Annotated in this window: 10 protein-coding genes; 7 read left to right on the forward strand and 3 right to left on the reverse strand. The window is 38.6% G+C overall.

Annotation, left to right across the window (positions count from 1 at the left end; translation table 11 throughout):
- Window positions 1–153 precede the first annotated feature (153 nt).
- The 7 genes from ilvB to ilvA all read left to right on the forward strand — a co-directional run bounded on the left by ilvB (window position 154) and on the right by ilvA (window position 8,579).
- The gene (ilvB, locus tag FG390_RS06865; RefSeq protein ID WP_258311625.1) at window positions 154–1,863 is read left to right on the forward strand and encodes a biosynthetic-type acetolactate synthase large subunit; all 1,710 of its coding nucleotides are present in this window, start codon (window positions 154–156) and stop codon (window positions 1,861–1,863) included.
- Window positions 1,860–2,384 carry an acetolactate synthase small subunit gene (gene ilvN / locus FG390_RS06870; RefSeq protein ID WP_141190302.1) on the forward strand — a complete coding sequence of 175 codons (525 nt, stop codon included), beginning with the start codon at window positions 1,860–1,862 and terminating at the stop codon, window positions 2,382–2,384. The genes ilvB and ilvN overlap by 4 nt, the downstream gene beginning before the upstream one ends.
- 37 nt (window positions 2,385–2,421) lie before the next feature.
- Window positions 2,422–3,450, forward strand: coding sequence for a ketol-acid reductoisomerase (ilvC, locus tag FG390_RS06875; protein ID WP_141190303.1), 1,029 nt, complete (start codon window positions 2,422–2,424; stop codon window positions 3,448–3,450).
- A 720-nt stretch (window positions 3,451–4,170) separates the two neighbouring features.
- Window positions 4,171–5,265 carry a 3-isopropylmalate dehydrogenase gene (leuB, locus tag FG390_RS06880; RefSeq protein ID WP_141190304.1) on the forward strand — a complete coding sequence of 365 codons (1,095 nt, stop codon included), beginning with the start codon at window positions 4,171–4,173 and terminating at the stop codon, window positions 5,263–5,265.
- A gap of 23 nt (window positions 5,266–5,288) precedes the next feature.
- Window positions 5,289–6,698, forward strand: coding sequence for a 3-isopropylmalate dehydratase large subunit (leuC, locus tag FG390_RS06885; RefSeq protein WP_141190305.1), 1,410 nt, complete (start codon window positions 5,289–5,291; stop codon window positions 6,696–6,698).
- Between the two features lie 62 nt (window positions 6,699–6,760).
- Window positions 6,761–7,339 carry a 3-isopropylmalate dehydratase small subunit gene (gene leuD / locus FG390_RS06890; protein ID WP_141190306.1) on the forward strand — a complete coding sequence of 193 codons (579 nt, stop codon included), beginning with the start codon at window positions 6,761–6,763 and terminating at the stop codon, window positions 7,337–7,339.
- 256 nt (window positions 7,340–7,595) lie between these two features.
- Window positions 7,596–8,579 (forward strand): threonine ammonia-lyase, encoded by a 984-nt coding sequence (ilvA, locus tag FG390_RS06895; protein ID WP_246092703.1) that lies wholly within the window; start codon window positions 7,596–7,598, stop codon window positions 8,577–8,579.
- A 34-nt stretch (window positions 8,580–8,613) separates the two neighbouring features.
- On the opposite strand, the gene FG390_RS06900 is transcribed toward ilvA, so the two are convergent.
- From FG390_RS06900 to psiE, 3 genes are all read right to left on the reverse strand, one after another.
- Window positions 8,614–9,201 (reverse strand): hypothetical protein, encoded by a 588-nt coding sequence (locus FG390_RS06900; protein ID WP_141190307.1) that lies wholly within the window; start codon window positions 9,199–9,201, stop codon window positions 8,614–8,616.
- The gene (locus FG390_RS06905; protein ID WP_181406409.1) at window positions 9,201–12,227 is read right to left on the reverse strand and encodes a DEAD/DEAH box helicase; all 3,027 of its coding nucleotides are present in this window, start codon (window positions 12,225–12,227) and stop codon (window positions 9,201–9,203) included. The genes FG390_RS06900 and FG390_RS06905 overlap by 1 nt, the downstream gene beginning before the upstream one ends.
- A gap of 512 nt (window positions 12,228–12,739) precedes the next feature.
- Window positions 12,740–13,153: a phosphate-starvation-inducible protein PsiE gene (gene psiE, locus FG390_RS06910; protein WP_141190309.1), complete on the reverse strand. Its 414-nt coding sequence runs from the start codon at window positions 13,151–13,153 to the stop codon at window positions 12,740–12,742.
- Window positions 13,154–13,219: the final 66 nt, after the last annotated feature.

A 13,219-nucleotide genomic window follows, 5' to 3' on the forward strand; every position in this document is an offset into this window, starting at 1 on the left:
GAATATAGGTGTGGGATGAGAAGGCTTTTTTATACTTAAAAATAAAGTTCATTTATAGTTTAATGAAGGACGAAGACTCCAAATGGACGATGATTCATATAACCCATTATGGAAAAAAATACGAAAAATGGAGGAATTAAGGTGGATGTAACGATGCGAAATGATGATAAAACCGTGATGCGTGTGCGAACTGGAGCAGATCTACTCATTGAATCGATCTTAACTAATGGTGCAGATACCATATTTGGCTATCCAGGCGGTGCAGTTCTACCAATCTATGATGCTTTATATAGTGCAAAAATAAAACATGTATTGACTAGACATGAACAAGGGGCTGTCCATGCGGCAGAAGGTTATGCCAGAGTTTCTGGAAAGCCAGGGGTGGTTCTTGTAACTTCAGGACCAGGTGCAACCAATGTCGTTACTGGTTTATTAGACGCCATGATGGATTCATTACCTCTTGTCGTAATCACAGGACAGGTTGCAAGTGGTTTCATAGGTACTGATGCGTTTCAAGAAGCAGATGTTTTAGGTATTACTGCACCTACAACAAAACATAGTTTTCAGATAAAACGCACATCTGACATTCCACGTATTGTTAAAGAGGCTTTTCATATTGCAACAACTGGTCGCCCAGGACCTGTTATTGTGGATATTCCAAAAGACCTTGCAAGTCAGATTATCGATCAAGTTCCTGATGATGAGATGAATTTACCTGGATACTGCGTGAAGGATGATTTAGATATTGATTTATTACAGGTGAAAAGACTAGGAGAAGCATTATCTGCCTCGAGGCGGCCGGTTATTTTAGCTGGAGCTGGTGTTATACATGCCAAGGCTAGTGAGTTATTATTGGAAGTTGCTGAAAAATTTAATGTTCCTGTGGTCAATACATTACTTGGATTAGGATCATTCCCAGCTGATCACCGACTATTTCTAGGAATGGGTGGCATGCATGGTACGTATGCGGCAAACATGGCGATAACGGAATGTGATCTTTTAGTTAACTTTGGTGCACGATTTGATGATCGTCTAACAGGGAATCTGGCTAAATTCGCCCCTAACGCAAAAGTCGCACATGTTGACATTGATCCATCAGAACTTGGTAAGAATGTCAAAACGGACATTCCTGTTGAAGGAGATGCAAAAGCAGTTCTGAATAGTTTGTTAATGGGGTCATACCCATCACCAGATACGGAGGATTGGCGCAAACTAACAGCAAAAAATAAAATGGCCTATCCACTTCAATATAAAGTAGAAGACAATCAAATTCTTCCTCAGCAAATGGTCGAGTGGTTACATGATTATACAAAAGGAGAGGCCATCGTTGTCACAGACGTAGGGCAACACCAAATGTGGGCAGCTCAATACTATTCATTTACGAAACCTAATCGATTTGTGACATCTGGAGGTCTTGGAACAATGGGGTTTGGTTTCCCAGCCGCTATTGGTGCACAAATTGCAGAACCTGAAAAAACAGTTGTTGCTGTCCTAGGTGATGGTGGATTTCAAATGACTCTGCAAGAACTTGCCGTTGTGAAAGAACGTCATCTACCACTCAAAGTGGTCATTCTAAACAATCAAGTTCTTGGAATGGTCAGACAGTGGCAAGAAACATTTTATGAAGAACGTTATTCTGAATCCTTAATTCCTGTTCAACCCGATTTTGTTAAACTTGCCGAAAGTTATGGCATCAAGGGCGTTAGAGTAGATACAGAACAAGAGGCTAGACAAATTCTAGCAGAAACCATGACGAATAATGAACCGATTGTCATTGATTGCCGAGTCAAGAAGTTAGAAAACGTCTGTCCAATGGTTGCGCCAGGAAAAGGTTTAAATGAAATGTTGGGGGTTAAAGCATGAAAAAAGTAGTTCACTTGCTAACCAATAATGAAACCAGTGCTTTAAGTCGAATTCTCGGCGTTCTATCTAAACGTCAATGTCAAGTCGAGAGTCTATCTGTCACTTCAGATGTATTCAAGCCTCATTTTTCAAATGTCACTTTAGTCACAGATGTAAGAAGTGAAGAAGAAGCCTCTCTTCTTATTAAACAGCTCGATAAATTAATCGACGTAGTAGAGGTGAAAGATCTTTCCATTAAAGGAGGTGTTGCCAGAGAACTCGCGCTGGTGAAAGTCGTAAGTCCAAGTGACATACGAAGTGAAATAATCAGTCTAGCAGAACCTTTTAGAGCATCCATTATAGATGTTAGTCGCGATGCTTTAACTTTTGAATTGACTGGCAAATCAGAGAAAATAGACGCTTTTATTGAGTTAGTTAAGCCTTATGGCATTAAAGAAGTTAGTCGAACTGGCGCAGTGGCATTTATTAGAAATGATAAAGAGGATTCAAGTAGTAAAGAGTACAGCTTAACTTCAAATTAAAACTTTTAAAAACAAATTTCAAAAAGGGGAGTTTAACATGGCAAAAGTTTATAACGACAAAGATATCCAAGATGATGTATTGAGAGGCAAAAAAATCGCTGTTATTGGTTATGGATCACAAGGACACGCACACGCTCAAAACTTACGTGACAGTGGCTTTGATGTTGTAGTTGGTGTTAGACAAGGTAAATCATTTGATAAAGCTGAACGCGATGGCTTTCAAGTAAAATCAGTTAGAGAAGCAAGTGAAGAAGCGGACGTCATCATGGTTCTTTTACCAGATGAATTGCAAACAAAATCTTATAATGAAGATATTAAAGCAGGATTACGTGCAGGTAACGCCCTTGCCTTTGCTCACGGATTTAACATTCACTTCAATCAAATCGTTCCACCTGAAGATGTCGATGTTTTCTTAGTCGCACCAAAAGGTCCAGGACATCTTGTTCGACGCACATATAAAGAAGGAGCAGGTGTTCCAGCCCTTGTTGGTGTATTCCAAGATGTAACAGGTGAAGCAAAAGCAACTGCTTATGCTTATGCAAAAGGAATTGGTGCAGGTCGTGCTGGTGTTCTTGAGACTTCATTTAAAGAAGAAACTGAAACAGATCTCTTCGGTGAACAAGCTGTATTATGTGGTGGATTAACTTCACTTATCAAAGCTGGTTTTGAAACATTGACAGAAGCAGGCTATCAACCTGAACTTGCTTACTTTGAATGTCTTCATGAAATGAAATTGATTGTTGACCTTATCTACGAAGGTGGATTCAGCAACATGAGATATTCTTGCTCAGATACAGCTCAATGGGGAGATTTTGTATCAGGACCACGTGTCGTTAATGAAGAAACAAAAGCAAGAATGAAAGAAGTCCTTAACGATATCCAATCAGGTCAATTTGCTAAAGGATGGCTCCTTGAAAATCAAACTAATCGTCCAGTCTATACATCAATTGATCGTAAAGAAAAAGAACATCCACTTGAAAAAGTAGGTTCTGAACTTAGAGCTTTGATGCCATTTGTTAAACCGAAAAAAGAAGATGAAGTTCTTGCTTTGGATGCCCAAAAATAAGTCTCTATAAGTGCGTGTTCAAAAAGGTGACAAATTAGAAGCAAGAAGATCAAGGCGGCGCTGTTTTGAGGACCGGAATGTAGGTTTTTGCTACATGAGGACCGGAAAAACAAGCCAACGCCGAGATTCGTAGCTTATCATTTGGTGACTTTTTGAACAACCTCTATAAAGAATGTTTAGTTTCCTTAATAGCCCCTTAAATTAGTTGAACGTCATCAGGTGTGAAACTAAAACGGAACATATAGAGAAAACATAGAGAGAATATAGCTAGGTGTGATGTTGGAAGATAGGGATTATTCCCTTGCTTCCTCATCTAGTTATATAAATAGATGAAATGATTCATTAGCTAAGAAAGCTTTTTCACCAATATCTAGAATACTTATCGAGATGACTTTTGATTAAGAGCATGACGATGGATGGTTTTTAGGATTAACGTTTTAATTATACTTTAGCAAAAAATAAAAATTTAAGGTATAAGTGCAACTAACATAATCTTCTGCGATTAATTATCGAGTTGTCGCAAAGGCGATGCCGTAGTGACACATTCTAGGCCACTGTCTGCGCCTTATAGGCCCCGCAATCGGCAAGTTTTCTTTATCCAATTAATGCGTGCTTTTAGATGAAAAGTCATTACTAAAGCGTAAAGTATGAATTTTTGAAAGTATCATCCATTTTAAAGTAATGATATAGAAATTCAATGAATGATAAGGAGATTAAATAATGGGAAAAACAATTGCTGTGTTGCCTGGTGATGGAATTGGACCAGAGGTTACATCGGGTGCTATACGAGTATTGGAAACAATATCTCAAAAGTATGGTCACAACTTTTCTTTTGTTAAAGGAAATATTGGTGGATCCGCATATGAGGCTGAAGGTCATCCACTGCCTGAATCTACGTTATCTATTTGTAAAAAAAGCGATGCTATTTTACTTGGTGCGGTAGGTGGACCAAAGTGGGATACCTTGCCAGCCCATCTTAGACCAGAAAAAGGGCTACTTGCGATAAGAAAAGAATTGGAACTGTTTGCTAATTTAAGACCTGTCGTAGCATTTGATGCTTTGTTGGATGCTTCTCCATTAAAACGAGAACGCGTAACGGATGTTGATTTTGTTATTGTTCGTGAATTAACGGGTGGTCTTTACTTTGGGAACCCGAGCGAACGCCGCGGCGATGTCGCTGTAGACACACTTGTTTACAGTGAGTATGAAATCGAAAGAATTGTAGATAAAGCATTCCAACTAGCAAAAACGAGAAAACAAAAAGTAACCTCAGTCGATAAAGCAAATGTGCTTGAATCAAGTAAACTATGGCGAGAAATTGTTGAGAAGGTTGCAAAAAAATACCCTGATGTCACGTTAGAACATGTTCTCGTTGATGCTGCTGCGATGAAATTAATTACGGAGCCAGCTTCATTTGATGTCATCGTCACAGAGAATATGTTTGGAGATATTTTAAGTGATGAAGCATCGGTTTTAACAGGATCACTAGGAATGCTTCCATCTGCTAGTTTAAGAGAGGATAAATTAGGTCTATATGAACCAGCCCATGGTTCAGCGCCGGATATTGCAGGTCAAAACAAAGCCAATCCTTTAGCTACCATTATGTCGGCGGCTCTTTTACTAAGAAATTCCCTAGATCTACATGAAGAGGCTTCTGTTATTGAAAGAGCTGTAACAGATACATTGAATTCGGGTTACCATACGGCTGATCTTTCAGTAAATGGCGCACATGCGAAACGTGTTGGTACACAAGAGATGGTCGATAAAGTAATTGAAAACATGGCTAAATACATGCCATCATCTATTTCAAATTAGATAATGTAAGGAGGAGAGACGTGATGAAACCACGCACAATTATTGAAAAAATTTGGGATAAACATTTGATTCATCAAGAAGAAGGAAAGCCGGATCTTCTCTATATCGATCTTCATTTAATTCATGAGGTGACTTCTCCGCAAGCTTTTGAGGGACTTCGTATACATGGTCGAAAGGTCAGGCGTCCTGATTTAACATTTGCGACAGTAGATCACAATATTCCAACTACTCCGAGCCGTGTATCGACAGATCCTATTTCAATTAAACAAATGTCGACACTTGAGAAAAACTGTCAAGAAAACGGGATTGAGTTGATGGATATTGGTCATCCAAACCAAGGGATTGTTCATATTATTGGGCCAGAATTAGGTTTAACACAACCAGGAAAAACCATTGTCTGTGGAGATAGTCATACTTCGACACATGGGGCATTCGGCGCTATGGCCTTTGGTATTGGAACAAGTGAAGTAGAACATGTCTTAGCTACTCAAACATTATGGCAAAAGAAACCAAAAACGATGCAAATTAAGGTCAATGGGAAATTAGGACGAGGCGTTCGTGCGAAAGATCTCATCTTAGCTATCATCGGTAAATTTGGTTTTTCAGTTGGAACAGGTTACATTGTGGAATATACGGGAGAAGCTATTCGAAGTCTATCCATGGAAGAGCGTATGACCGTATGTAATATGTCCATTGAAGCAGGTGCCAGAGCTGGATTAATTAGTCCTGATGAAACAACGGTATCTTACTTAAAAGGTAGGAAATATGTCTATAATGAACGCTTTGATGAATTAGCCTCAGAATGGCTATCTCTTGCAACAGATGAAGGAGCCACATACGACAAAACCATTGAAATAGACGCTGCATCGATTGAACCGCAAGTGACTTGGGGAACGAACCCATCGATGTGTTTACCGATTAGTGCGACTCTTCCACATCCAGATGCTCAATATGATGTAGAGGAAAAGGAATCCATTGAGAAAGCACTCATGTATATGGGACTTGAGCCGGGAATGCCGATAGCAGATATTAAAGTCGATTATGTCTTTATTGGTTCATGTACGAATGCGAGATTGAGTGATTTGCAAGAGGCCGCTAGTATTGTAAAAGGAAAGAAAGTAAAAGAAGGAGTTCGGGCTCTTATTGTGCCTGGTTCGCAATTGGTTAGACTTCAAGCGGAAGAACTTGGACTAGATAAAATTTTTATTGAGGCCGGATTTGAATGGCGTCAGTCAGGCTGCAGTATGTGTCTTGCCATGAATGATGATGTGGTCCCTGCGGGTAAACGCTGTGCATCGACATCTAATCGTAACTTCGAAGGTAGGCAAGGTAATGGATCTAGGACGCACCTTGTAAGTCCAGCCATGGCCGCCGCTGCAGCAATCAATGGACATTTTGTTGATATACGCGAATTAGAAACGGTTCATCATTAAATACCTTACTCTCTAATGCTCGCGTATCTGAAATTGATGTAAATGAAGGAGTTGACCGATATATGGAACCATTTAAAAAACACCGTGGGTTAGTTTGTCCACTTGATCGAAGGAATGTCGATACAGATCAAATTATCCCAAAACAGTTTTTGAAACGAATCGAAAGACAAGGGTTTGGTGAATGTTTATTTTATCACTGGCGTTTTGATGATGAAGGACATAAAAAACAAGACTTTGTATTAAATAAAGAAAAGTATGAAGGGGCTTCTATATTAATTGCCGGTGAAAACTTTGGGTGTGGGTCTTCTAGAGAACATGCACCATGGGCTTTAGGAGATTACGGATTTAAAGTGATCATAGCACCAAGTTTTGCTGATATTTTCTATAATAACTGCCAAAAAAATGGCTTATTACTCATAAAACTTGATGAAGAGAATGTAAAGTTGTTAATGCAAAAAGCTCAACAAGAATCATTCTATTTAGATGTTGATTTAGTTAATCAAGTGGTTGTAAGTGATACGCTTTCTATACCATTTGACATCGATGCATATCAAAAGAAAATGCTTTTAGAGGGCCTTGATGAGATCGCCGTTACATTAAAGTTAGAAGATGAAATAAGAGCCTATGAACAAACGCGTTAATTGAAAAAATGATACTTTACCACTCATAAAAATGAGAGATAGCTCTATAGGCAATAAAGTGAAAACTTCCATCAAGTAGGGGGGGCTTTATCTCCCACTGATGGAAAGCCTGAACCAATCCAATCGGACCTTTACGGGCAGTTGATGCCCACCTATCTTCTTTGAATGCTCAGAAACATGAAGTGGGGGTCAATACTCGCCGTTAAGGTGGGATAAAAAATATTTCAAATAGGAAGGTGAACCCCTTGGGGATTACTTGCAATTAAATCAAATAACAGAAGCGCTAGAGCATATCGCTCAGATCATTCATCGAACACCAGTCTATCAATCTTCGACGTTCAATCGACTGACTGGAAAGCAATTATATTTTAAAATGGAGAACCTCCAACGAACCGGATCTTTTAAGCTGCGTGGCGCCTTAAATAAAATATCTCATTTGTCAGTTCAAGAGGAGAATAAAGGTGTGGTTGCCGCTTCTGCCGGAAACCATGCCCAAGGTGTCGCCTACTCAGCATCGAAAAAAGGAATACAATCAACCATATTTATGCCTGTTCATACACCGAAGGCCAAGATCAACGCTACTGAAGCATATGGTGCTAAAGTTGTCTTGACTGGTGAATCCTATCAAGAATCTTATGAAGCAGCGTGTGAATATCAAAAAGAATACGGGGCAACATTTGTTCATGCTTATGATGATCCAATCGTTATGGCTGGACAAGGAACCATTGGTTTAGAAATGCTTCAACAATGTTCTTTCCTTGATGCTATTGTGATTCCAATCGGTGGTGGCGGATTAATTGCTGGGGTTGCTTCAGCTGTAAAGCAATTAAATCCAAAGATAAAAGTTATTGGCGTTCAATCAGAAGGGGCAAGTGCAGCCTACAATCGATTTTATCAAACGGGAGATGCTGTATTAAAACACGTTGAAGGCATCGCAGATGGCATCTTAGTGAAGAAGACGGGAGTCAATACGTTCCCAATTATAAGATGCTGTGTTGATGAAATCGTAACCGTATCAGATGAAGAAATTGCTTCAGCCATTATTTTGATGTTAGAGAGACAAAAAATGTTTGTTGAAGGAGCTGGTGCGTCAGCTATTGCGGCGGTTCTTTCGGGGAAGATACAGCATATTGGCAAAAATATTGGTTTAGTTGTAAGTGGGGGAAACGTCGATTTAGATCGCTTACCTTACTTTAACTCTATTGCAAAGCATTCAAGACCAAAAAAGGTGTACGGTTAAGTCCGTACACCTTTTTTGGATACTGTGCAATGATTTATCTAAATCGTTTCCTTTCTTTTGTCATTCGTTCTTGTATAAGACTATAATTTCGTTCCATAAGTCGATCAAGATTTGGTTTAAGATTCCAAAAGTGTTGAGGTTTAAATTGTAAATAAGCGGGCAAAGATCGTCTGCTAAGTTGATTTAATTTCTCAAGACTTGGGGCGTCAGGAATCGTTGTTGCCCCATTAGGGTTGAGTAGGTCAAAAATTTGCTGCTCTTGTAAATCATGACCAATAGGGAGACGACCATGATCCAATCGTGTAATCCAATAGATTGTAGCACAGATAGCATGTTTGCATAGTTCGGTGTTATCTGGACAAGTACAGTTTAGCCAAATTTCCGCTGGATCCGGTAACTCACCAGCCATTTCAGGGTCGAATGTAGCTTCGACATGGTAGGGCTTCGGCCTAGTTCCCTCCACCTCTGCAGTGAAACCATCTTCATGAATATGAAATTGGCTAACGGCGTGCTCGCGGTACAAATCCTTTCCTCTATTTAGACGCAAACGATGCGTATAGCTAAAGAATTCATCTAACCAATTCTTTAGTTGTTTATCTTTTACAAATAATCCAGAACGCATCAGAACACCCTCTCTCTTAATCGAACAAGCTCGTAAATTTCTTTATCATCAAGTTCAGTCAACCAACCTTCACCATTACCAATGATTTGATTAGTCAAATTTTTCTTTTTCTCAATAAGCTCATCAATTCGTTGTTCAAGTGTTCCCGCGCACATTAATTTATAGACGTGGACATTTTTGTGCTGACCAATTCGGTAAGCACGGTCAGTGGCTTGTTCTTCAACGGCTGGATTCCACCATCGATCAAAATGGATGACATGTGTGGCTTCTGTAAGGTTAAGTCCTACACCGCCAGCTTTTAATGATAAGATAAAGACGGTTTTGCCGGATTGATCAGAACGAAATGAATCTATTAAAACTTGACGTTTTTCTGCGGTTAGACTTCCATGCAAGAAGAGCACCGTTGCATCTGAGTAATGTTTCTTAATACAATCTTCTAAGATATGTCCCATCTGAACATATTGCGTAAAAACAAGGGTTTTTTCACGGTGTTCAAAAATTGGTTCAAGAATGTCAAGAAACCGTTTTATTTTACCCGAATCATCTGGCCTAAGGGATTCATTAGATAGAAGAAGTGGATGGTCGCAAACTTGCTTGAGTTTCGTTAACGTAGACAAGATGAGACCTTTTCTCTCAATACCTTCTGCTAAGATTACCCGACCGCTAAGCTCATCGACAATGGATTGATATAGCGAGGCTTGAGTCTTATTTAAATGGCACGTTTCCTTCGTTTCAATTTTATCCGGTAAGTCTTGAATAATGGATCGATCTGTTTTTTCTCTTCTCAATAAAAACGGTTGAATCATTTTTGTTAGCATTTTCGATTTTTTTTTGTCTTGACGTTTTTCAATTGGACGAACGAAAGCTTCACGAAACTTTTGCAAAGGTCCAAGGTAACCAGGATTCAAAAATTCCATGATTGACCACAATTCCTCTAATTTATTTTCCATAGGAGTCCCGGTTAATACAATCCGGTGGTCAGCTTGTATCCGGCGCATAGCGCGGCTTTTTTTAGTATTTGGATTTTTGATGGCCTGGCCTTCATCTAAAATAACACTTGCCCAAGTGTAATGCTCAAGGTCTTCGCATTCACGTGTGAAAATGGTATAACTCGTGATTAATACATCGACGTCTTTCAAATAACGATCAATGGATTTGGCAGGATAACGATTTGGTCCATGGTGGACATAAATGTTTAAATCAGGTGCAAAGCTTTGAAATTCTCGCTGCCAGTTGGCAAGAAGAGATGTCGGACAAATGATTAAAGTTGTATCATGGTCTGTTTGTTTTAAATCTAGAGTATGAGCAATATAAGAAATGGCTTGAATGGTTTTTCCTAATCCCATGTCATCTGCTAAACATCCACCTACTTGTTTATCGCGCAGATTCACAAGCCACGTGTAACCCTTCTTTTGATAAGGACGAAGTTTTCCAGTGAACTTCTTTGGTAAAGGTATATTTTTTTTTGGTTTCTTCAGTAATCCAGAGAAATACTCATCCAAATGACGAGAGGTATTAATCGCTATCGGATTTTTCTTTGATTTTCGCTTAGTGATCGTTTGAAGTCTTAAAGCATCTGCAAGGTTTGGTTTATGTCCTAGAACGGAACTTGTTTCATCAAATGAATGGTAGGCATTGACCAACTTGTCAAGAGGAAGGTGGATCCATTCATCTCCTCGTTTAATAAAAGGTTGCTTTTGTTTCACAAGTTGTTTAAATTCAGCTGCCGTTAAATTAATACTTCCAACCGATATACGCCAATTGTAATTAATTAATGAAGAGAGACCAAATAATGAATCTCCAGATTCTAGCTCCAATTGAACATCGATATCAGAATTAGATTCAGATATATTAAGCCATTCAGGTAGGAAGCAAGTGAAATTATGATTAGAAAGGGAGGATGCCTCTTGATAGAGTTGAATCATTTCCCCCGGCGATATGATAATAGAACTTGACGTTGTTTGGTGAATATTAAATAAGGAATATGGGATAAGATCCGATACTTGATAGAGTTTGGATATAAACCATTCTAAGGCTTGATGACCTCTATTTATAAAGTCGATGATACTTATCTTTTTTCGCTCACTTTGTTGATATCCGGAAATCATAACATGACAAGACCAAAGTGTTTCAGAATGAAAAGGTTGATCAGGATTCATTGGATCTAAATGGAGTTCGATCTTTTCAGGAGTATATTTAGGCTCAATATAATAGGAACGAAAAGAAATAAGATCATGAATCATATCAGGTGACTGGGCATGAAGTAAATCTTCTGTCCAATCATGTATATCGTGTTCATATTGCTCCATTTTTCTTACATCATTCTCATGATCTGCAATAAAAAATGGGCTGTCATTGAAATGACTTAAATTTTCATACCAGTGAGCTAAAGGATTGTCATGATCAAATCGAGACCAGTTATCCAAGAAAGGTAAATTAGAGATGTGAATCTGGCTTCGAATGATATGATCCATCCAAAGGGTTATGAGTAGGTTTAAACCTTGGTCTGTGTTCCACTCTGTTCCAAGCGTTAAGACTGAATTTGGAAGTTCTTGTTTCCATTTTTCTAGTAACTCACTTTCAATCATGAGTTTCATATTAGGAAGCCAATGACTAAAAAAATAGGTTTCTTCATATTTATCTATGTGATACATAAAGGGAAAAAACTGTCCATTTTCGGCTAAAATTTGCAAAGCATCAGCCATTTCTTTCAGAAACAACGATGTTGACCCCAAACGGAAAGGGGGCACTTGTTGGTTTATTCGAGGATCTATCATCATATTAAAAACGGAATCCATGGGAACATAACAGCCATGAACTGTTTGATTCCTTTGATTTAACTGAATGGATACATCAGCTTCTTGGGAATAGTCATCAAGATACTCATTCATTAATGGATGATATTCAATGACATTAAGTAATCGAAAATTCGTCGCAATGTTATCTTGTTCATCAGTTAAAAACATGAAAAAACGTTTATCTTGATTTGCATTTGGAACGAAAGTCATTTGAATATGTGTTGTCATAATAACTCCTTTAAAAAAAGTGTCGCGCCTGTTGTATGACATATTAGACAGCTCTATATAAAAAGTCTTAATAAATCATTATATCATATTAAAAAGTTGAAAAGAAAAAGTAAAAACCCCCATTATCTGATGAGGGTATATAACTATTTTATGAAAAAAGACTTTTACGGCTAGAAAAGATCCCCACCTCAAAATTCTGAGTGTTCAAAGAAGATAGGCGGGGGATCAACTGCCCGTTAAAGGTCCGATGTTCAGGCTTTCCATCAGTGGGGGATGACGCAGGCTAAAAACCAGGCGTCCTGTCGCAACGCCTGCACTAGCACATCCTATGCGTCGAAAAACCCCACTGATGAAAGTTTCACTTTACCCCACCTTAACGGGCTGTAAGACCCCCCTCAAGATTATGAGTATTCAAAGAAGATAGGAGGGGGATCAACTGCCCGTAAAGGTCCGATTGGTTCAGCTAACCACTAGTGGGGGGATAAAGAACCCCCACTAGTGGAAGCTTCACTTTATTCACGCTTGAGTAGTTTCGTATTAGCAAGGAACAGAGCAACAACGAGGATGAGAATGGCTCCTGTATAAATAAGGGTGTCGATAGGATTTTCATGGTCAACAACAATCAATCTTATAATCGCTGTTATGCCGATATAAATAAAATATCGCAGCGGGAAATGGTATTTTGCCTGAAAGTATTTAACGATAAGCGCAATGAATTCGAAATAAAGAAAGTAAACCAAGATCCCCTCGAGTAGATAGTAATAGGATTGATTTTCGTCTATAAATAAATAATGTATAAAATTAAACGTTTCTTTAATAAGGGATATCGCTAAAATAACGGATAAAATAATTAATAGTGTATTCAGCGTCCATTGAAGTGTGGCTGTAAGATAGAGATCAAATTTATTTTTGTTTTTTTCTTCCATTACACATCGCCTCCCTTAGTAGTCAATCAGAAATTGTGATTAGTCTGTCAAACATGTTCTGTAAAC

The sequence above is a fragment of the Terrilactibacillus laevilacticus genome, assembly GCF_006517395.1.
Classification (GTDB): Bacteria; Bacillota; Bacilli; order Bacillales; family Sporolactobacillaceae; genus Terrilactibacillus; species Terrilactibacillus laevilacticus.

Coding starts and splice junctions, on each gene's coding strand:
- ilvN (WP_141190302.1), top strand. CDS start 1,860: ATGAAAAAAGTAGTTCACTTGCTAACCAATAATGAAACCAGTGCTTTA.
- FG390_RS06905 (WP_181406409.1), bottom strand. CDS start 12,227: ATGACAACACATATTCAAATGACTTTCGTTCCAAATGCAAATCAAGAT.
- leuD (WP_141190306.1), top strand. CDS start 6,761: ATGGAACCATTTAAAAAACACCGTGGGTTAGTTTGTCCACTTGATCGA.
- FG390_RS06900 (WP_141190307.1), bottom strand. CDS start 9,201: ATGCGTTCTGGATTATTTGTAAAAGATAAACAACTAAAGAATTGGTTA.
- leuC (WP_141190305.1), top strand. CDS start 5,289: ATGAAACCACGCACAATTATTGAAAAAATTTGGGATAAACATTTGATT.
- ilvB (WP_258311625.1), top strand. CDS start 154: ATGCGAAATGATGATAAAACCGTGATGCGTGTGCGAACTGGAGCAGAT.
- psiE (WP_141190309.1), bottom strand. CDS start 13,153: ATGGAAGAAAAAAACAAAAATAAATTTGATCTCTATCTTACAGCCACA.
- ilvC (WP_141190303.1), top strand. CDS start 2,422: ATGGCAAAAGTTTATAACGACAAAGATATCCAAGATGATGTATTGAGA.
- leuB (WP_141190304.1), top strand. CDS start 4,171: ATGGGAAAAACAATTGCTGTGTTGCCTGGTGATGGAATTGGACCAGAG.